The organism is Streptomyces sp. CNB091 (assembly GCF_000377965.1).
On record NZ_KB899009.1, the window covers coordinates 27,872 to 45,917 of the forward strand.

17 protein-coding genes are annotated in these 18,046 nt (G+C 73.8%); 12 read left to right on the plus strand and 5 right to left on the minus strand.

What is annotated here, in order from left to right; all coding sequences use genetic code 11:
• Window positions 1-1,086 precede the first annotated feature (1,086 nt).
• The 9 genes from D581_RS1000000141415 (at window position 1,087) to D581_RS1000000142315 (ending at window position 9,614) form a co-directional block, all read left to right on the plus strand.
• Window positions 1,087-1,476: a hypothetical protein gene (locus tag D581_RS1000000141415; RefSeq protein ID WP_158688645.1), complete on the plus strand. Its 390-nt coding sequence runs from the start codon at window positions 1,087-1,089 to the stop codon at window positions 1,474-1,476.
• A 67-nt stretch (window positions 1,477-1,543) separates the two neighbouring features.
• A complete protein-coding gene (locus D581_RS0129855; protein ID WP_018960797.1) occupies window positions 1,544-1,981 on the plus strand; it encodes a phage tail protein in 438 nt (145 codons plus the stop codon).
• 5 nt (window positions 1,982-1,986) lie between these two features.
• Window positions 1,987-2,811: a CIS tube protein gene (locus D581_RS0129860; protein ID WP_018960798.1), complete on the plus strand. Its 825-nt coding sequence runs from the start codon at window positions 1,987-1,989 to the stop codon at window positions 2,809-2,811.
• Window positions 2,811-4,772: a VgrG-related protein gene (locus tag D581_RS0129865; protein WP_018960799.1), complete on the plus strand. Its 1,962-nt coding sequence runs from the start codon at window positions 2,811-2,813 to the stop codon at window positions 4,770-4,772. The genes D581_RS0129860 and D581_RS0129865 overlap by 1 nt, the downstream gene beginning before the upstream one ends.
• A 59-nt stretch (window positions 4,773-4,831) precedes the next feature.
• The gene (locus D581_RS0129870; RefSeq protein ID WP_018960800.1) at window positions 4,832-5,122 is read left to right on the plus strand and encodes a PAAR domain-containing protein; all 291 of its coding nucleotides are present in this window, start codon (window positions 4,832-4,834) and stop codon (window positions 5,120-5,122) included.
• A 9-nt stretch (window positions 5,123-5,131) separates the two neighbouring features.
• Window positions 5,132-5,572, plus strand: coding sequence for a GPW/gp25 family protein (locus tag D581_RS0129875; protein ID WP_018960801.1), 441 nt, complete (start codon window positions 5,132-5,134; stop codon window positions 5,570-5,572).
• 34 nt (window positions 5,573-5,606) lie between these two features.
• Window positions 5,607-7,592: a putative baseplate assembly protein gene (locus tag D581_RS0129880; RefSeq protein ID WP_018960802.1), complete on the plus strand. Its 1,986-nt coding sequence runs from the start codon at window positions 5,607-5,609 to the stop codon at window positions 7,590-7,592.
• Between the two features lie 4 nt (window positions 7,593-7,596).
• Window positions 7,597-8,271 (plus strand): phage tail protein, encoded by a 675-nt coding sequence (locus D581_RS1000000142310; protein WP_018960803.1) that lies wholly within the window; start codon window positions 7,597-7,599, stop codon window positions 8,269-8,271.
• A gap of 425 nt (window positions 8,272-8,696) precedes the next feature.
• Complete coding sequence (locus D581_RS1000000142315; RefSeq protein ID WP_486585893.1) at window positions 8,697-9,614, plus strand: NADase-type glycan-binding domain-containing protein; 918 nt, start codon at window positions 8,697-8,699, stop codon at window positions 9,612-9,614.
• Window positions 9,615-9,790: 176 nt separating this feature from the next.
• Here D581_RS1000000142315 and D581_RS0129895 read toward each other — a convergent pair whose 3' ends face one another.
• A complete protein-coding gene (locus D581_RS0129895; RefSeq protein WP_018960805.1) occupies window positions 9,791-11,044 on the minus strand; it encodes a sigma-70 family RNA polymerase sigma factor in 1,254 nt (417 codons plus the stop codon).
• Between the two features lie 20 nt (window positions 11,045-11,064).
• Window positions 11,065-11,475, minus strand: a complete 411-nt coding sequence (locus D581_RS0129900) for a YciI family protein (RefSeq protein WP_018960806.1) — start codon at window positions 11,473-11,475, stop codon at window positions 11,065-11,067.
• Between the two features lie 272 nt (window positions 11,476-11,747).
• On the opposite strand from D581_RS0129900, the gene D581_RS0129905 reads away from it, so the two are divergent.
• From D581_RS0129905 to D581_RS0129915, 3 genes are all read left to right on the plus strand, one after another.
• Window positions 11,748-13,025 carry a bifunctional cobalt-precorrin-7 (C(5))-methyltransferase/cobalt-precorrin-6B (C(15))-methyltransferase gene (locus D581_RS0129905; protein ID WP_026291037.1) on the plus strand — a complete coding sequence of 426 codons (1,278 nt, stop codon included), beginning with the start codon at window positions 11,748-11,750 and terminating at the stop codon, window positions 13,023-13,025.
• Complete coding sequence (gene cobM / locus D581_RS0129910) at window positions 13,022-13,771, plus strand: precorrin-4 C(11)-methyltransferase (RefSeq protein ID WP_018960809.1); 750 nt, start codon at window positions 13,022-13,024, stop codon at window positions 13,769-13,771. The genes D581_RS0129905 and cobM overlap by 4 nt, the downstream gene beginning before the upstream one ends.
• A 196-nt stretch (window positions 13,772-13,967) precedes the next feature.
• The gene (locus D581_RS0129915) at window positions 13,968-14,891 is read left to right on the plus strand and encodes an aminoglycoside phosphotransferase family protein (RefSeq protein ID WP_018960810.1); all 924 of its coding nucleotides are present in this window, start codon (window positions 13,968-13,970) and stop codon (window positions 14,889-14,891) included.
• Window positions 14,892-15,296: 405 nt separating this feature from the next.
• On the opposite strand, the gene D581_RS0129925 is transcribed toward D581_RS0129915, so the two are convergent.
• From D581_RS0129925 to D581_RS0129935, 3 genes are all read right to left on the minus strand, one after another.
• On the minus strand, window positions 15,297-16,751 hold the full coding sequence (locus tag D581_RS0129925; RefSeq protein ID WP_018960812.1) for a flotillin family protein: 1,455 nt from the start codon (window positions 16,749-16,751) through the stop codon (window positions 15,297-15,299).
• 126 nt (window positions 16,752-16,877) lie between these two features.
• The gene (locus tag D581_RS0129930) at window positions 16,878-17,387 is read right to left on the minus strand and encodes a hypothetical protein (protein ID WP_018960813.1); all 510 of its coding nucleotides are present in this window, start codon (window positions 17,385-17,387) and stop codon (window positions 16,878-16,880) included.
• 113 nt (window positions 17,388-17,500) lie between these two features.
• Entirely contained in the window at window positions 17,501-17,986 is a 486-nt protein-coding gene (locus D581_RS0129935) for a peroxiredoxin (protein WP_018960814.1), read from the minus strand.
• Between the last annotated feature and the right edge of the window lie 60 nt (window positions 17,987-18,046).

Consider the following 18,046-nt stretch of genomic DNA (forward strand, 5'->3'; position numbering starts at 1 on the left):
GTGACCCACTTCAGGCGAGTGGGCGGGCCCGAGGCCGTGAGGGGGATGGTGTCCGCGCCCGAACCCGAACCTGTACCCGTACAGCGTTTGTACGGAGGTGAGCACTCGGCCCTGACGTCCGTCGCCGGGGGCGCGGAGGAGCTGCCCGAGCGCCGTCTGGTGGGGGAGCGGCCCGTCGTGGCGGAGCCCACGCCTCCGGTACCGTCGCCCGAGCCGCTGCCCGCCCCGGCCTCCGGCGGCGCCGGCGTCGGCGTCGGTGTTCAACGGGCTGCGATGCCTCCGGCGGGGGAGCGGCCCCGGCGGGCTCCCGGGCTCGGTGCGCCGTTGCCCGGTCTGCCGCCGACCGCCCAGCGGCGGGCCGCCTCCGGCCCGGAAGCCCCCGGGAGCCAGGTTCCGCCTGCTGCCCCGGCTGTGCCCGGTCTGTCCGATGACGTTCGGGCAGGGGGATCGGACCAGTCCACTGCCCCCTTGCTCGGTGACGATCCGCTGGTGGGAGAGGTGTCCCGGGGCCGTCCCGATGACCTGGCAGGGGGAGCGCCTGCTTCTGCCGGTGGGGCGAGCGATGACGGTGGGGCGAGCGATGCGGGTGACGCCGGGAGTATCGGTGGTGCCGGGAGTATCGGTGGTGCCGGTGGTGCCGGGAGTCTCGTGCAGCGGTCGGACGGGCCGCCTGACCTCTCCGGGCCGTCCCCCGCGCTGCCCGTCCTGCCTGCCCTGCCTTCCCCGGCCGCCCCGTCCGACACCGGGCCCGTCGTCCCCCTCCTGGGCGACCGGCCCCTGGTTCCACGGAACGTCGACGTACAGCGTGCCGCCGAGCCGGGTTCCGGGCCCGCCGGGGGGCCCGCGCCGGAGCCGGGCGGTTCCGCCCCGCCCCCCGAGGGCGTACCGGTCCGGTGGACCGGGGCGGAGGGCGGGGGGCCGGTGGCCGGTCCCGGTGTTTCCCTGGGGCCCGCGCCCCCGTTGTCGTCGGCCCCCGTCGGCCCGCCTTCCCTGGCCTCCGGGCCCTCCGCCTCCCTTCAGCGACGGGCAGTCGGCGGGCCTCCGGTGCCCAGCTCGGTGGCGCGTTCCCTGCCGGGTTCCGGCAGTGTGCGCCGGTTGCCCTCGGCCGGGGCCGTGGCGGTGGCGGCCGGGGTGGCGCAGCGGATGACCGACGGCAGTGTCGTGTTCGGGGGCGCGCCGGTCTCCGGCACCTCGCGGCCGGTCGTCCAGCGGGACTCCGAGGTCGCCGAGGTCGTCGAGGAACCGCCGCCCGAGCCCGACCCCGTAACGGAACCGGAGGATGGCGTGGAGCCCGGGCCCGGGCCCGTAACGGAGACGGGGGGCGGAGCCGGGGGTGCCCCGAAGGACGGCGCGGGGGCTCCTGCCGTCACGGACGAGCTGGTCCGGGCACTGTACGCCCCGCTGAGCCGGCTCCTGAAGAACGACCTCCGGCTGGAACGCGAACGCGCCGGTCACCTCATCAACACCCGCCATTGAAGACTGGGTTGAGGCCCACAACAAGCCCGAACCTTCGGCTGCTCGACCGAACTGAGAGGTACGTGTCATGGCCACCGCCCAGGACAGCGACCCCGCCGTCAGCGTCTGTTTCGTCGTGACGATCGACGACATCGAACTCGGGTCGTTCAACACGTGCGAGGGCCTCGGCTGCGAAGTCGTCCTCGAAACCCGGGAGGAGGGCGGCAACAACGGGTATCTGTGGCAGCTGCCGACCCGCCTGAAGTACAGCAACGTGAAGCTGTCGCGCCCGCTGACCCGGGAGACGGAGAAGGTGGCGCGCTGGTTCGCCACGATGACCACCGGGTTCAGCCGGAAGACCGCGCACATCGAGGCGCGGACCGGGGACGGCCAGAAGGTCGCCCAATGGGGGCTGCTGGAGGTCGTGCCCGTGCGGTGGACCGGGCCCTCGTTCACGCCCGAGTCGCCGAAGGTCGCGATGGAGACCATCGAGATCGCCCACCACGGCTACGTGATGGAGGGCTGAGGACGATGAGCGCTGCGGGTCCCATCGCGTTCAGCGCGGCCGGTACGTCGGGGGTGGCCTCGGCGGCGAAGGGCGGCTCGGCGCGGCCCAAGCTGGAGCACGCCTACCTGGAGCTGCGCACCCCGCCGACCGGGGGCGGGCTGACGCCCGGCGGGCCGTGCGGGCGGATCGACTTCCAGTTCAACCCCAAGGAGCTGAGCCTGACCAAGGCGGCCTCCTGGAAGCGGAGTCCGGCGAAGGGGGCGAAGAGTTCGGGCCCGCCGGAGTACCAGGGTTCTCAGCCCAGCAAGCTCACCGTCGAGATGTTCTTCGACGCCAGCGACACCCAGGACACCCGGGTCGTCACCTCGGTGGAGCAGCTCTTCGCGTGCTGCGTGCCGACGGACGAGACCCGGCAGCAGCAGCGGTCGTCCCCGCCGTGGGTCGTCTTCCACTGGGGCGGCCTGACGGGGTTTCCCGGTTACGTGAGCCAAGTCGCCGCCAAGTACACGCTGTTCACGACCTCCGGCGTGCCGATCCGGGCGGTCTGCCAGGTCACCATGGAGGAGATCAGCGGCGAGACGCCCGGCCAGAACCCGACCTCGGGAGCGCTGGCCGCCCGGCGCGTCCACCGCGTCGGCTCGGGCGACTCGCTGCCCTCGCTCGCCCACCGGGAGTACGGGGACCCCGGGGCCTGGCGGGTGATCGCCGAGGCGAACGGGATCGACGACCCGATGCGGCTCGCCCCCGGCACCCAGCTCCTGCTGCCCGCCCTGGACGAGCTGGCCCGGCTCAGGGAGCCCTCGGGCCGGGACGCCGCCACGGCCGGCCGGGGCAGGGGGCGGGGCTGATGGCGCAGCAGGGGGTTTCCACGGCGCTGACGGTGGAGTTCGGCGGTGCGCCGCTGCCCGCGAAGTTCGTGAACACCCTGGTCGAGGGCTATGTCGACGACAGCCGTACGCTCCCCGACCTGTTCCTGCTGCGGTTCCGTGACCCCGACCGGGTGCTGCTGGAGCAGGCCGGGCTGAAGATCGGCACCGAGGCCCGGCTGCTGGCCCGCGCGGGCGGCGGCACCGAGCCGAAACCGCTGCTGGAGGGGGTTGTCACCGCGCTGGAGGTGGAGCTCGACGAGTCCGGCACGTTCACCGTCGTCCGAGGGCTCGACGAGTCGCACCGGCTGTTCCGGGGCCGCCGGGTGGCCAGCTACCAGAACATGACCCTCGCCGACATCTGCGGCCAGGTCGCCCAGCGTGCCGGGCTGAAGCCGGGACCGGTCGACATCGCCGGGCCCGTACTGGAGCACATCGCCCAGCCCAACATCACCGACTGGGAGTTCGTGCGCGGCCTCGCGGAGGAGGCGGGCGCGCAGGCGTACGTACGGGACGGGCAGCTGCACATCACGAAGCCGGCGGAGGCGGGCGGAGCGCCCGACGCCTCGGCGCGCGCCGACCGCGACCCGCTCGTCCTGGAGCTGGGCAGCAATCTGCTGCGCTGCCGGGCCGGGGTCTCGGCCGCCGAGCAGGTCTCCGAGGTGGAGGTGCGCGGCTGGGACGTCCGGGCGAAGCAGCCGCTGGTGGGCCGGGCCCCGGCTGGCTCGTCCCCGACGCTGGAGCTGGGGGTGACGGCGGCGGAGGTGTCGGCCCCGTTCGGTGAGGCCCGGTTCGTGGTGACCGACGCGGCGTACGGGGAGCAGGCCCAGGTCGACCAGGCGGCGAAGGCGCTGGCGGAACGGATCGCCGGGTCGTTCGCGGAGCTGGAGGCGGTGATCCGGGGCAACCCGGAGGTGCGGGCGGGCAGCGCGGTGGCGCTGAACGCGGTGGGCGCGCCGTTCGAGGGCCGGTACACGGTGACGACCTCGCGCCATGTCTTCGACGCCGTACGCGGGTACGAGACCTGGATCACCGTATCGGGGCAGCAGGAACGGTCCCTCTTCGGGCTGACGGGCGGCTCCCCGGTGGCGGCGGGCGGCTCGCGGTGCGCGGGGCTGGTCAGCGGGACGGTGACGGACACGCAGGACCCGGAGGGGTCCGGGCGGGTCAAGGTGCGGTTCCCGTGGCTCTCCGACGAGTACGCGAGCGACTGGGCGCGCACGGCGCAGTCCGGCGGTACGGGGGGCGGCGAGGCGTTCATCCCGGAGGTGGGCGACGAGGTGCTGGTCGGCTTCGAGCACGGGCATCTGGACCGGCCGTACGTCCTGGCGGGGCTGTACAACGGGCAGGACCGGCCGGGGGGCGGCGGGGGCGGGGGCACGTCTGCTGCTGCTTCCGGTGTGCCTGGTGCGTCGGGTGCGTCGGGTGCGTCGGGTGCGTCCAGTGCTTCTGGTGGTGCGGGAGGCGCGGGAGGCGGGGATGCACTCGTCGATCCCACCACCGGTGCGGTGAACCGCCGGGCCTTCGCGTCGAAGAGCGGAAACCAGCTGGAGCTGCTGGACGCGGCGAACGGCCCGCAGGGCGTCCGGCTCCGTACCGGGGACGGCAAGCTCACGATCGACCTCGACCGCAAGGGCACCGCCATCGTCATCGGGAGCGACGGCAGCGTGACCATCGAGGCCAAGGAGCAGGTCTCCATCCGGGCGACCGACGGCGTCGCCCTGGAAGCGGGGCGCGGGGTGCTCGAACTGAGCGGCGAGAGCGTCACGTTGACCGCGCGGAAAGGCGTGTCCGTGGATGGCGGCACCGGGAAGGTCGGCATCGCGGCGCAGGGCCCGGTGGAGGTGCGGGGCGGAGAGGTGTCGGTCGACGGCAGCCGCCGAACGGAGATCAGGAGCGGAGGCTCGGTGCACGTCAACGCGCCCATGATCAAGCTCAATTGACGGCGCGGCAGCTATCACACCTACCACGTCATCCACCGCGTACGGGAGGAGCACGCAGCATGTCAGACGCAACAGCCGCTCCGGCAGCCCGGGTCGGCGACCCCACGGGCCACCCCGGCACGGTCGGGCCGCCCGGGGTCCTGTCCGTGCTCATCGGCGGGAAGCCCGCCGCCACCGTCGGGACCGCCCACCTGTGCTCCTCGCCCGCCGCTCATCCGCCGACCGTCCTCGCGCCGCCCGGCAGCGCGACGGTGTTCATCGGCGGACAGCCGGCCGCCCGCGTCGGTGACCTGGCGGGCTGCGGCTCCCCGGTGCTCTCCGGCTGCCCGACCGTACTGATCGGCGGGTGATCCGGACCCATGGGACAGCAGTTCATCGGCGCGGGCTGGGCGTTCCCGCCGCGTACGGACGCCACCGGGTCCATCGCCCTGGTGCGCGGCGAACACGAGCTGGAGGAGTCGATCCGGCTGATCCTGGCGACCTCGCCGGGGGAGCGGCCCATGCGGCCGGAGTTCGGCTGCGCGGTCAACGACTACGTGTTCGCCCCGGCGGACGCGGGAACCGCCGGGCAGCTCGCGTACGAGGTGCGGCTCGCGCTGGAGCGCTGGGAGCCCCGGATCGAGGTGACCGAGGTCGTCGTCCGGTTCGACGAGGCGGACAACGGCGTCCTCTACATCGACATCGGCTACACCGTGCGCGGCTCGAACGACCCGCGCAACCTCGTCTTCCCGTTCTACGTGATCCCGCAGCACGCCGAGTCCACCGAGGCGTCGGCCGACGAGCCGGAGGCGGGCGCGTGACCCGTTCCCGTACGCACGAAGAGGAGGCGAGGGCGTGACCCTGCCCAGCCCGCATCTGGACGACCGCACCTTCCAGGGCCTGGTCGACGAGGCGAAGCGCCTGGTGCAGCAGCGCTGCCCGGAGTGGACCGACCACAACGTCTCCGACCCCGGGGTGACGCTGATCGAGGCGTTCGCGACCATGGTCGACCAGCTCGTCTACCGGGTGAACCGGGTGCCGGAGAAGAGCTATCTGACCTTCCTCGACCTGATCGGGGTACAGCTCCACCCGCCGACGGCCGCCCACACCGAGGTGACGTTCCGGCTCTCCGCCCCCCGCCCCGAGCCGGTGCTGGTGCGCGCGGGCACGGAGGTCGCCACCGTCCGTACGGAGACGGAGGAGGCGGTCGTCTTCACCACCTCCGAACCGCTCTCCATCGTGCCGTGCGCCTTCGCCCACCTGGCCACCTGGCCCTCGCCCGGGGAGGCCGTGGACCGGACCGAGGAGCTGACGCTCGGCCGGGACGTGCCCGTCTTCGGTGCGAGGCCCGCCCCCGGCGACTGCCTGTACGTCGGCCTGTCGGCCGCCGTGCCCGCCGGCGTCCTGGCGCTCCGGCTGGACTGCACGGTGGACGGCGTCGGGGTCGACCCGGCACGGCCGCCGATCCTCTGGGAGGCGTGGGACGGGGCCAGTTGGGCGGCCTGCGAGGTGGAGAAGGACGACACCGGCGGTTTCAACCGGTCCGGCGAGCTGATCCTCCACCTCCCGCGCACCCATGTCCCGGCGGCCGTCGTCCGCCGCACCGGGGGCTGGCTGCGCTGCCGGCTGATCGAGGCGGAGCCGGGCCAGCCGACGTACATGGCGCCGCCCGTCGTGCGCTCCATCACCGCGTTCACCATCGGCGCGACGGTGGCGGCCGAGCACGCCGAGACCGTCACCGACGAGGTGCTGGGCCAGGCGGAGGGCGTCCCCGGGCAGGTGTTCCGGCTGGCCAGGCCGCCGGTGGTGCCGGGGGAGTTCGTGGTCGAGGTGACCGACCCGGCGGCGCCCGACGCCGTCGCCGGCTCGGACGTCACCCGCTGGGGCCGGGTCGACGACTTCGCGCACTCCGGCCCCGAGGACCGGCACATCACGCTCGACCCGAACGCGGGGCGCGTCGAGTTCGGTCCCGCCGTACGCGAACGGGACGGCTCCGTACGCCATTACGGCCGGGTCCCGGTCAAGGGCGCCACCGTCCGGGTCCGCTCCTACCGCAGGGGCGGGGGGCTGCGCGGCAACGTCGCCCGCTCCACGCTCCGCGTCCTGCGCAGCGCGATCCCGTACGTCGCCCGGGTCGAGAACCGCCGGCCGGCGCTCGGGGGCGTGGACGGCGAGAGCGTCGACAGCGCCCGGGTGCGCGGGCCCATGACCCTGCGCACCCTGCACCGGGCGGTCGTCCCGCACGACTACGAACTCCTCGCCCGGGAGATCGCCCCGGACGCGGCCCGGGTCCACTGCATCCGGGCCGGTGCGCAGGACGGCGGCGCGGAGGCCTCCGACGCGGGCGGGGTGCGGCTGCTCGTCGTCCCCGCCGGGAGCGGCGACGAGCAGGGCCGGATCGAGTTCGACGAGCTGATCCCGCCCGCGAACACGCTCGCCCTGATCGCCGGACACCTGGACGCCCGGCGGCCGATCGGGGCCCGGCTGGTCGTCGAGCCGCCGTTCTACCAGGGTGTCACCGTCGTCGCCCTGGTCCAGGCGGAGCGCGGGGCGGTCACGGAGAAGGTCCGGATAAGCGCACTGGCCGCGCTGTACGGGTACTTCAACCCACTCACCGGCGGGCCGGCCGGGGGCGGCTGGCCGTTCGGCAGGCCCGTCCAGTCCGGGGAGGCGTTCGCCGTGCTCCAGCGGGTGCCGGGGGTCGACCTGGTGGAGGACGTCCGGCTGTACCGGGCCGACCCGGTCACCGGCGAACGCACCGACGCCACCGCGAAGATCGCGCTGGACCCGCACGCGCTGGTCTTCAGTTACGAGCACCAGCTCCGGGTGAGGGGGGCCTGATCCGATGCGTGACGGAATCCCGGGGCTGCCGACCCCGCACCCCCTGATCGACCGGCTCCCCGCCGTCTACCTGGAACAGGACTTCCTCCAGCGCTTCCTGGCCGCCCTGGACGACGTCCTCGCCCCCGTCCTCCTCTCCATCGACAACCTGCCCGCGCACCTGGACCCGCGCAGCGCCCCCGACGACTTCCTCGACTGGCTGGCCCAGTGGGTGGCCGTCGACCCCCACGAAGGCAGCCCGCCGGAACTGCGCCGGGCGGCGGTGCGGGGCGCGGTCGCCCGGCACGCCCGGCGCGGCACGGTGGGCGGCCTGGCGGAGGCGCTCCGGCTGGAGACCGGTACGGAGCCGGAGATCGTCGAGAGCGGCGGCACCGCCTGGTCGACCGGGCCCGGCACCCCGCTGCCGGGCCAGGACCGCCCTTGGGTGACCATCCGGATCCGGGCGTCCGGAGGCGGAGGTGACGGGGGCGGAGGTGGCGGAGGTGACGGAGGCGGTGACCGGGCCGGGTCCGGGTTCGCGTCCTGGTCCGGGTCACCGCCCGGGTCCGCGCCCGGATCCGGGTCACCGCCCGGACCCGGACCCGGAGCCGGCGTGCGGCAGCCGGACCGGGGCCGGTTGGAGGAGTTGATCGGCGCGGAGGTCCCGGCGCACGTCGGATTCACCCTGGAGCTGCTGTGATCTGCGACGAGTGCGGACACCGGAACCCGCCGGGGCGGGAGTTCTGTGTGGCGTGCGAGGCGTTCCTGGGGTGGGAGGAGGGGGAGACCTCGCCCGCGTCGAACGTGTCGCCCGCGCCCCAGGGGCCGAACGCGACTGCTGGTCCGCCTGCTGCTTCCGCCGGGCAGCCGGGGCCGCCCGGGGTGCCTGCTCCCGCGCCCGGGGCGCCCGTGGCGGGGAGGCCTGCCGCTTCCGCCGGGCCGCCCGCTTCCGGGCCGCCCGCTTCCGCCGGGCCTGCCGGGGTGCCCACACCCGGGGTGCCCGCGTCGGGGAGGCCTGCCGCTTCCGCCGGACCACCGGTCTCCGCCGGGCCTGCTGGTTCCGGCCCGCCCGCGTCTCCCTTCGTGACGCCGCCCGCGCCCGCCCCCGTGGCGTCCCCCGCGCCCATGCCCGCGACGGCTCAGCCGCCCCTGGCGCCCACGACGCCCCCCGGGCGGCCGACGCCACCGCGGGCAGCGGCCCCCCGGCGTCCGGGCGAGGGGCCGCCCGGCCCGGCTCCCGGGCCCGACGCGTGGCCGGACGGCGGGCCGGGGCCCGCCACCGAGCCGCCCCGCCCGGGACCTGCCGGCGCGCCGGTCGTCTGCCCCAGCTGCCGTACGGAGAACGCCCCGGGCCGCACGCTGTGCGTCCGCTGTGCTCTGCTCCTGGACCCCGGGCCCGCTCCCGAGGGCCGGCTGCCGTGGTGGCGGCGGATCCTGCGCCGCCGGCCCCGGCAGGCGCGCGTGGCGGGGGCGCGTCCGCGGCGCGGGTGGCGGCGGCCGAGGGTCGGGCTGCCCATCGTGCTGATCCTGCTGGCGGTGGGGGTGTGGTTCGCGCTGCCGCATCTCCCGGGCCTGTTCGGCTTCGCCAAGGAGGAGACCGGAACCCCGGAGTCCGTGCCGCCCGCTGTCTGCCGGGGCTCCAGCGAGGCGGGCGGGCACCCGGCGGCGGCGGCGTTCGACGGGTTCAACAACCGTTACTGGGCACCCGAGAAGGCCGGCGAGGGCGTCGGGGAGCACCTGGAGTGCGAGTTCGCGCAGCCGGTGCGGATGATGAAGATCGTGGTGTTCTCCGGGACGTCGGCGCGCCAGAACGAGTTCCTGACGCAGGGCCGCCCGGCGCGGCTCACGGTCGAGCTGACGTCGAAGGACGGGGAGAAGACCGACCGGACGATCCGGCTGCGCGACCAGGCGGGCCAGCAGACCTTCGACGTACGGGGTTCGGACACGGTCAGGGCCCGGCTCACGGTCGAGTCGGCGTACGGCTCGGGGAAGGACCGGCGTACGGCGGTGGCGGAGATCGAGTTCTTCGGCCGACGGGAGTGAACGGGCGCGGAGGGCCGGCGGGAGTGAACGGGCGTGCCGGAAGGCCGGCGGGAGTGAACGGGCGTGCCGGAAGGCCGGCGGGAGTGAACGGGCGTGCCGGAAGGCCGGCGGGAGTGAACGGGCGTGGCCGGAAGGCCGGCGGGAGTGAACGGGCGTGGCCGGAAGGGCTCGGGCTCCTACGGGTCCAGCCGGTCGGCGCGCATGCGCAGATAGCGGGCCTCGGGTTCGCTGAGCGTGCCGTCGGCGGCAGCGCGGTAGGCGGCACGGGCGGCGGCCGGCTCCCCGGCCCGTTCCAGGAGATGCCCGCGTACGGCGTCGAGGCGGAAACGCGGCTCCACCGCCCCCGTCAGGGCGTCGACCGCCGCCAGCCCCGCCCGGGGCCCGTCCACCATCGCCACGGCGACCGCCCGGCCCAAGGCGGCGGCGGGGTCGGGGGTGCGCCGCACGAGGACGTCGTAGAGGGCGAGGATCTGCGGCCAGTCGGTGTCCTCCGCGCGCTCCGCCTCGTCGTGGAGGGCGGCGACGGCGGCCTGGAGCTGGTAGTCGCCGGCCGGGCCCTGGGCGAGCGCCTCCTCGGTCAGGGCGGTGCCTTCCGCGATGGCCGTACGGTCCCAGAGCGTCCGGTCCTGTTCGTCGAGAGGGACCAGCTCACCGTCCGGCCCGGTGCGCGCCGGGGTGCGCGCCTCCGTGAGGACCATCAGCGCCAGCAGCCCGGTCACGCGCCCCTCGTGGGGCAGCAGCCGGCGGACGGCGCGGGTCAGCCGGATCGCCTCGCGCGCCAGGTCCGTGCGGGTGAGGTCGGGGCCCGCGGTGGCGGTGTAGCCCTCGTTGAAGATCAGGTAGAGCACCTGGAGCACGGCGCCGAGCCGCTGGTCGAGGTCCTGGGCGTCCGGCCGCCGGAACCGCGTACCCCGCAGCGTCCGCTTGGCCCGGCTGATCCGCTGCGCCATCGTCGCCTCCGGCACCAGATGGGCGCGGGCGATCTCCGCCGTGGTGAGACCGCCGACCGCGCGGAGGGTGAGCGCGATCTGGGCGGCGGGGGAGAGCGCGGGGTGGCAGCAGAGGAAGAGCAGGGTGAGCGTGTCGTCCTCGGAGGGGGCCCGGCCCGTGCCGGAGGGGCCTTCCCCGGGCGGCGGCGCGAGAGACGCGTCCGCCGGGGTGAGGGCCGCCGCCGTCTCCTCCCTCCGGCGACGGGCCTCGTCGCTGCGGAGCCGGTCGGTGAGGCGGCGGGAGGCGACCCGGATCAGCCAGCCGCGCGGGTTGTCGGGGACCCCGTCCCGCGGCCACTGCTCGGCGGCCGCGATCAGGGCCTCCTGGACGGAGTCCTCGGCCGGGTCGAAGTGCCCGTACCGGCGCACGAGCGCGCCGAGGACCTGCGGCGCGTGGCGGCGCAGCAGGTCCTCGATGATGACGTCGGCCGTACGTTCCATCCGCGTCCTCGGGTGGTGCGTCAGTCGTCGATCCCGCCGTCGACGGGCCGGATGAGCACCGGGTAGTCGGGTGCCCCGGCCGGCTGCGGACAGCGTGCCACGCGGGCCGCGATCTCGGTCACCCTTTCCAGGCTCTCGCAGTCGAGCACCCAGAACCCGGCGAGCAGCTCCTTCGTCTCGCTGTACGGCCCGTCCGAGACCACCGGACGGCCTTCGGCGTCGACGCTGACGGCCCGGCCCGAAGCGGGCTCCCGCAGCCCGTAGCCGGTGACCAGCTCGCCCGACTCGGCGAGGTCGTCGTTGATGCTGCCCATGTAGGCGAACATCTCCTGCATGGCCTTCTCGTCCCAGGCCGGGCTGTCCGCGGTGCCCTTGCCGGTCTGCGCGTCGTAGTCCGCCTGGCTGCCCTGGACCATCACCAGATACTTCATGACCGTCGCCTCCTGGTCGCTCGTTCGCTCGGTGGTGTTTCTTCCTCTTACACAGGGACGTCGGGGCCGGTGCGGGGTTCTCGACACCACGCGCGAAGTTTCTCGCGGATTCACCCGCCGGAGGGGCCGGAAGGCGAGGTTCAGTAGAGTTCGGCAGCGTTGCCCTGCGCCTTACGCTCCGTCTCCTCCGTCCCCTCCTCTGCCTCCATCTCCTCCTCTGCCTCTGCCCTCTGCCTCTGCCTTCTCCCGCCGCGCCGAACGAGGTCCCGACCGTGTCTGCCGCCCCCGCCCCCGCCGCTCCCCCGCACCCCGTCTCCGTCGTGGGGATCGGCGCGGACGGCTGGCCCGGCCTGTCCGGTACGGCACGGGAGGCGCTGTGCGCGGCGGAGGTGCTGATCGGTGGGGCGCGCCAGCTGGACCTGCTCCCGCCGGAGTGCGCTGGTGCCCGGGTGGCCTGGCCTTCCCCGCTGCGACCGGCCGTCCCCCGGCTGCTGGCCGAGCACCGGGAGCGCCGGATCGCGGTGCTGGCGAGCGGGGACCCGATGTTCTACGGGGTCGGGCGCGCGCTGGCGGAGGAGCTGGGCCCGGAGGGGCTGCGTGTGCTGCCGCATCCGTCCTCCGTCTCGTACGCCTGCGCGCGCCTCGGCTGGCCGCTGGAGGACACGGAGGTCGTGACGCTGGTGGGCCGTCCGGCGGCGCGCCTCGCGGCGTCGCTGTACGAGGGCCGGCGCCTGCTGGTCCTGAGCGCGGACGCGAGCACCCCCGCGACGGTCGCCGCACTCCTCACGGAGCGCGGCTTCGGCCCCAGCGGGCTGCGGGTGCTGGAACGACTGGGCGCCGAGGACGAGGCGTACGTGGACGGCGTGGCGGAGACGTGGGAGCACCCCCCGGGAGACCGGCTGAACGTCATCGCGATCGACTGCCGGGCGTCGGCGGAAGCGCTGCGGCTGGGCACGGTGCCCGGGCTGCCGGACGAGGCGTACGAGCACGACGGCCAGCTCACCAAGCGCCACATCCGGGCGGCCACGCTGGGAGCGCTGGCGCCCGCGCCCGGAGAGCTGCTCTGGGACGTGGGCGGCGGCTCCGGCTCGATCGCGATCGAGTGGCTGCGGGCGCGTCCGTCCTGCCGGGCGGTGAGCGTGGAGCGGGACCCGGTACGGGCGGAGCGGATCACCCGTAACGCGGAACGCCTGGGAGTCCCCGCGCTGAAGGTCGTCACGGGCCCGGCCCCGGCGGCCCTGGCCGGACTGGAGGCGCCGGACGCGGTGTTCATCGGTGGCGGCCTGACCGCGCCGGGCCTGCTCGACGCGTGCTGGGAGGCGTTGCGGCCGGGGGGCCGGCTGGTCGCGAACACGGTGACGCTGGAGTCGGAGGCGGTGCTGGCCGAGCGGCACAAGGCGCACGGCGGCGAGCTGGTGCGCCTCGCGGTGGCCCACGCCGTCCCGGTCGGCGGCTTCACCGGCTGGCGCCAGGCCATGCCCGTAACGCAGTGGTCGGTTATCAAGCCCCCGGCTTCCGGGGCACGTTCGCACAAGGGAGATCGATCATGACGGTGCACTTCATCGGCGCGGGCCCGGGCGCGGCCGACCTGATCACGGTGCGCGGCGCCCGGATCCTCGCCGCCAGCCCGGTCTGCCTGTACGCGGGCAGCCTGGTCCCGGTCGAGCTGCTGGCCGAGTGCCCGGAGGACGCCCGCCTGATCGACACGGCGAACCTGGACATCGAGCAGATCACGGCCGAGCTGGTCCGGGCCCACGCGGACGGCCACGACGTGGCGAGGCTGCACTCGGGCGACCCGTCGGTGTTCAGCGCGGTGAACGAACAGATGAAGCGCCTGGACGAGGCGGGGGTCCCGTACGAAGTCGTCCCCGGCGTCCCCGCGTTCGCCGCTGCGGCCGCTGCCCTGAAGCGCGAGCTGACGGTCCCGACCGTCGGCCAGACGGTCATCCTGACCCGCGTCGCGCAGCGCGCCACGGCCATGCCGGAGGGCGAGGACCTGGCCACGCTGGGCCGCAGCGGCGCCCTGATCGTGCTGCACCTGGCGGCGCGGTACGTGGACCGGGTGGTGGAGGAACTGCTCCCGCACTACGGGGCGGACTGCCCGTCGGCGGTGGTGGCGATGGCGTCCCGCCCGGACGAGATCATCCTGCGGGGCCCGCTTGACTCGATCGCCGAGCAGGTGAAGGCGGCGGGGGTGATCCGGACGGCGGTCATCATGGTGGGCCGGACCCTGGGCGCGGAGCAGTTCCGGGACAGCCACCTGTACGCGGTGGGGCGGGACCGGGGGGAGAGCTGAGGGGTGTGCGGAGCGCGCGCTACGAGGCGGGCGCGGGCTTCTTCCGGCAGGACCGGCACGATGAGACGGGTGTCGGCGTCGACGACGACCTGGTGCTTCGTGGAGTATCGAATGGTCCTTCGACTGCTTGGCCGGCCACCGTCTTCCCACCGTGTGGTCGCGGTGGGAAGCCCACTCCTCCGAAGGGCGACCTCCTATGAGTTCGACGCACGGTATCGAAGTCCCCGACGCCCTGGTGGCGTCGTACACGAGGAACGGGGGCGCAGAGGAACGCGCCTGGATCGGCCGGCTGCCCGCACTCGTGGCGGAGCTGCTCGACCGATGGGCACTGGAGCGCGACGGCGACACCAGGTCCGGTGAGGCTTCACTGGTGGTGCCGGTACGCCGCACGGACGACGCCCGCGCCGCGCTCAAACTCCAGATGCCCCGAGAGGAGACGACCGCCGCGCTGATCGGGCTGCGGGCGTGGAACGGCGACGGCATCGTGCGGCTCCTCGACCACGACCCGGAGAGCAGCGCCATGCTGCTGGAAAGCCTGGACGGCTCCCGCACCCTGGCTTCCGTCGAGGACGACGACGTGGCCATGAACGCCTTGGCCGGACTCATGGCCCGGCTGCATTCCGTCTCGGCGCCCAAGGGCCTGCGCGGCCTCGGTGACGTCGCCTGCGACATGCTGGCGTCCGTGGCGACGGCCGTCGCCGCCCTGCCGGACCCCGAGGACCGGCGTCGTCTGCACGGCTGGGCGTCGGCAGTCGACGAACTGGCCGGCGAGCCCGGCAACCGGATGCTGCACTGGGACCTGCACTACGACAACGTGCTCGCCGCCGAGCGCGAGCCGTGGCTGGCCATCGACCCCGAACCCCTCGTCGGCGACCCGGGCTTCGACCTGTGGCCGGCGCTGGACACCGGCTGGGAGAAGCTCGTCGCCACCGGGGACGCTCCCCGGGTGGTGCGGCGCCGCTTCGACCTGCTGACCGAAGCGCTCGGGCTGGACCGCCAACGCGCGGCCGGCTGGACCCTGGCCCGGCTGCTGCAGAACACGCTGTGGGACATCGAGGACGGGCGGACCACCATCGCCCCCTCGCAGACCGCCGTGGCCGATGCGCTGCCCCGCCACTGAACAGGCTGGTCAGTCATGCCTGCCGGTCTCCGCCCGCCGGCCGTCGGCCATCTCGATCAGGGCGAGCACCGCGGCGTGGCGGTCCTCCTCGGCGCCCCGCGGTTGGGCCCCGTCCGGCGCGGCGCCGGTCTGCCGCCGGCGGTCTTGCGGACGTCGTCCGGGCACCGGACAGCCAGGCCGTTCCAACGCACGTACTCGGGTGTGTTCACGTGTTCCTCACCTCATGACAGCTGAGGTGGTCGGGGCCTTCGGGGCTGTACAGGGCGCCTGCGAAGTCGGTGAGGGTGTGGAAGTCGGTCTCGCGCAGCGTAGTCACCTTTCACGTGCCCGTGCCCGGCGGCGAGCACGTCGCTGCCGGGCACGGGCACGGGTAAGGGGCCAAGCCCCTGGCAGACGCCTCGCGCGTCAGCCCTTGATCTCGATCTCGCCGTTCTTCGACGTCGAGGAGTCCGCCTCCGGGGCGTCCGAGGCCGTGGGGGCGGGCACCGTGCCCACGCGGCTCTTCAGGTTCTGGAGGAGGGACGTCATGTCCACGCCGGTCGTCGAGGTGAGCAGTTCCATGCCCTGCGCGACGTTGTCGGTGACCGTGCGGGCGAGCTGGCTCGCGCCGTCCGTGGAGATGACCGTCATCTTGTCGATGGCGCTCAGCGGCTCGGAGGCCTTCGCCACCACGCTCGGGAGGACTTCGACCAGCATCTGGAGGACGGCCGCGTCGCCGTACTGGGCGAACGCGTCGGCCTTCTTCCGCATGGCCTCCGCCTCGGCCGCACCCTTGGCGGCGATCGCCGCGGCGTCCGCCTCACCCTCGATGCGGACCGCGTCGGCCAGCGCCGAACGGTGCAGCTTCTCGCCCTGGCCGGTCAGGCGTGAGCGCTCCGCGTCGGCCTCGGCCTCCTTGACCTGGGCGATGCGGCGGGCCTCCGCCTCCTGCTCGGCCTGGTAGCGGGCGGCGTCGGCGGGCTTACGGACCTTGGTGTCCAGCTCGCGGTCGGTCAGCGCGGCCTGGCGCTCGGCGACCTTCTCCTGCTCCTGGAGGACTTCCTGCTGGCGGGCCGCCTCGGCGAGCGGGCCGGCGGCGTTGGCCTTGGCGGCCGCGGCTTCGGTCTCGGCCTTGATCTCGGCCTGCTTCAGGTAGTACGTCCGCTCGGCGATGGCGATCTCCTCGGCCGCCTTCAGCCGGGCCTGCTCCGAGGCCCGCTTCGCGATGGCCTCGGCGATGTCCGCCTCCTGCTTGGCGCGGGCGGCCTCCGGGCGGCCGAGGTCCTCCAGGTAGGAGCCCTCGGTGGTGATGTCCTGGATCTGGAAGGCGTCCAGGATCAGGCCCTGGCCGGAGAGGCTGGCCTCGGCCTCCTCCGCGACCTGCCCGGCGAACGCGGCCCGGTCCCGGATGATGTCCTCGACCGACATGCGGCCGACGATCGCGCGGAGCGCGCCGGAGAGCACTTCCTGGGTGAAGCCGACGATGCCGTCCTGCTGCTGGAGGAAGCGCTGGGCCGCGGCGCGGATCGCGTCCTCGCTGCCGCCGACCTTGACGATCGCGACGCCTTCGAGGTTCGACTTGACGCCGCGCAGGGTCACCGCGCCGCGCACGGCGATCGGGATGTGCCGGCTGGACAGGTCGAGGGTGAACTTCTGCTGGACGAACGGCACGACGAAGACGCCGCCGCCCACGACGACCTTCTGGCCGCTGTTGTCGATGCTGGTCTGTCCGGTGACCGGATCCGTCGACTTCTTGCCGCGGCGGCCGGTGATGATGAACGCCTCGCTGGGCCCGGCCACCTTGTAGCGCGTGATGACGACGAGGCCGAGCAGAACGAGGAGTACGACGATGCCGATGACGGCGATGACTACTGGACTCATGTGATGTGTCCCCCCTGCCTCCCGTGGGGGACGGCAGATTGTTGTGGAGCGGGGCGGTGCTGTGGAGTTGAACGGCGCGGTGTGGTGCGCAACGGTGGGGATCAGTGGGATCGTGGGGTTACGTGGTCAGCGCTCCACCGGGCGGACCGCGACCGACGTGGTCGACAGTGCCTCTTCCACCCAGATCTCGGTCCCGCGCGCGACGGGCGCGGCCGACTTGGCCGAGTACTTCACGGGCTGGCCGCCCAGTCGCAGCAGCACCTCGCCGTAACCCTCGGCCGGGATGGCCGTCACGACGGACCCCGAGGTGCCGATCAGGTCGGAGCCGCGCGGGGTGGCGTCCGTCTGGTCGCGCATCAGGGCCTTGCTGAGTTTCCAGGTGAGCCAGGCCGCCACCAGGCCGGCGGCGACGCCGATGACCGTGGCCACGAGCGTTCCGGCGCTCGTCGAGCCGAGCACGATCGCTCCGCCGAAGCCGAGCATCGAGATGAAGCCGGCGATGACCGGAAGCGACAGCAGCCCGTCGAAGAGGCCGTCGAGCACACCGTCGAAGAGCCCTTCGAGGATCCCGCCGAAGATCAGGGAGAGCGCGAGCAGCACGATCCCCGCAATGCCGAGACCGAGAAAGATGGTCACGCGATCACTCCCCTGTTGCTCCCGCTGCCGACTTCCCCCGAACGTTTTCCGTCGATCTGGCTGGATGATCCCATACAGCACCTTCTTCGGTCACTGCCGGATTCCGGCAATCTTTATGCGTCTTTGATGCCGGACAGGCGGTCCGTGAGCGTGGTGAGCGACTGGAACGTCGCACCGAGCAGGGCCACGTGCTTCCAGCGCAGGACCCCGTCCGGGCCGATGAGGAAGACCGCCCGCCGCACCCCGATGCCCGGTGCGGAAACCCCGTACGCCCTGGCGGTCTCCCGGCCCTCGTCGGCCAGTAGCGGCATACGCAGCCCGAAGGAGCGGGCGAACGACTCATGGCTGTCCACACCCTGTGGACTGATTCCCCAGACGTCGGCGTCGAGGCCCTCGAAGGCCTCCATGCCCGAGGAGTACGAGCACAACTGCTTCGTGCAGACGCTGGTGTTGTCCCCGGGGTAGAACGCCAGCACCACGGACCGGCCGCGTGCGGCCGACAGCCGGTAGTCGGCACGCTCGAAGGCGTCGCCCGACAGGACTCCGCCCGGGAGAGTGAAGTCCGGTGCTGCGCTGCCGAGTTGAGGGCTTGATGGCACGATGTCTCTTTCTGTGTCGCGTGTAAGAATTGTCCCGTATGTGCCAGTGTGTCATCTCAT

Bases quoted from the DNA above. Each gene is read 5' to 3' on its own strand.
- D581_RS0129855 (WP_018960797.1), top strand. From the start codon at position 1,544: ATGGCCACCGCCCAGGACAGCGACCCCGCCGTCAGCGTCTGTTTCGTC.
- D581_RS1000000142315 (WP_486585893.1), top strand. From the start codon at position 8,697: ATGCCCGCGACGGCTCAGCCGCCCCTGGCGCCCACGACGCCCCCCGGG.
- D581_RS0129895 (WP_018960805.1), bottom strand. From the start codon at position 11,044: ATGGAACGTACGGCCGACGTCATCATCGAGGACCTGCTGCGCCGCCAC.
- D581_RS0129875 (WP_018960801.1), top strand. From the start codon at position 5,132: ATGGGACAGCAGTTCATCGGCGCGGGCTGGGCGTTCCCGCCGCGTACG.
- D581_RS0129865 (WP_018960799.1), top strand. From the start codon at position 2,811: ATGGCGCAGCAGGGGGTTTCCACGGCGCTGACGGTGGAGTTCGGCGGT.
- D581_RS0129900 (WP_018960806.1), bottom strand. From the start codon at position 11,475: ATGAAGTATCTGGTGATGGTCCAGGGCAGCCAGGCGGACTACGACGCG.
- cobM (WP_018960809.1), top strand. From the start codon at position 13,022: ATGACGGTGCACTTCATCGGCGCGGGCCCGGGCGCGGCCGACCTGATC.
- D581_RS0129925 (WP_018960812.1), bottom strand. From the start codon at position 16,751: ATGAGTCCAGTAGTCATCGCCGTCATCGGCATCGTCGTACTCCTCGTT.
- D581_RS0129915 (WP_018960810.1), top strand. From the start codon at position 13,968: ATGAGTTCGACGCACGGTATCGAAGTCCCCGACGCCCTGGTGGCGTCG.
- D581_RS1000000142310 (WP_018960803.1), top strand. From the start codon at position 7,597: ATGCGTGACGGAATCCCGGGGCTGCCGACCCCGCACCCCCTGATCGAC.
- D581_RS0129860 (WP_018960798.1), top strand. From the start codon at position 1,987: ATGAGCGCTGCGGGTCCCATCGCGTTCAGCGCGGCCGGTACGTCGGGG.
- D581_RS0129870 (WP_018960800.1), top strand. From the start codon at position 4,832: ATGTCAGACGCAACAGCCGCTCCGGCAGCCCGGGTCGGCGACCCCACG.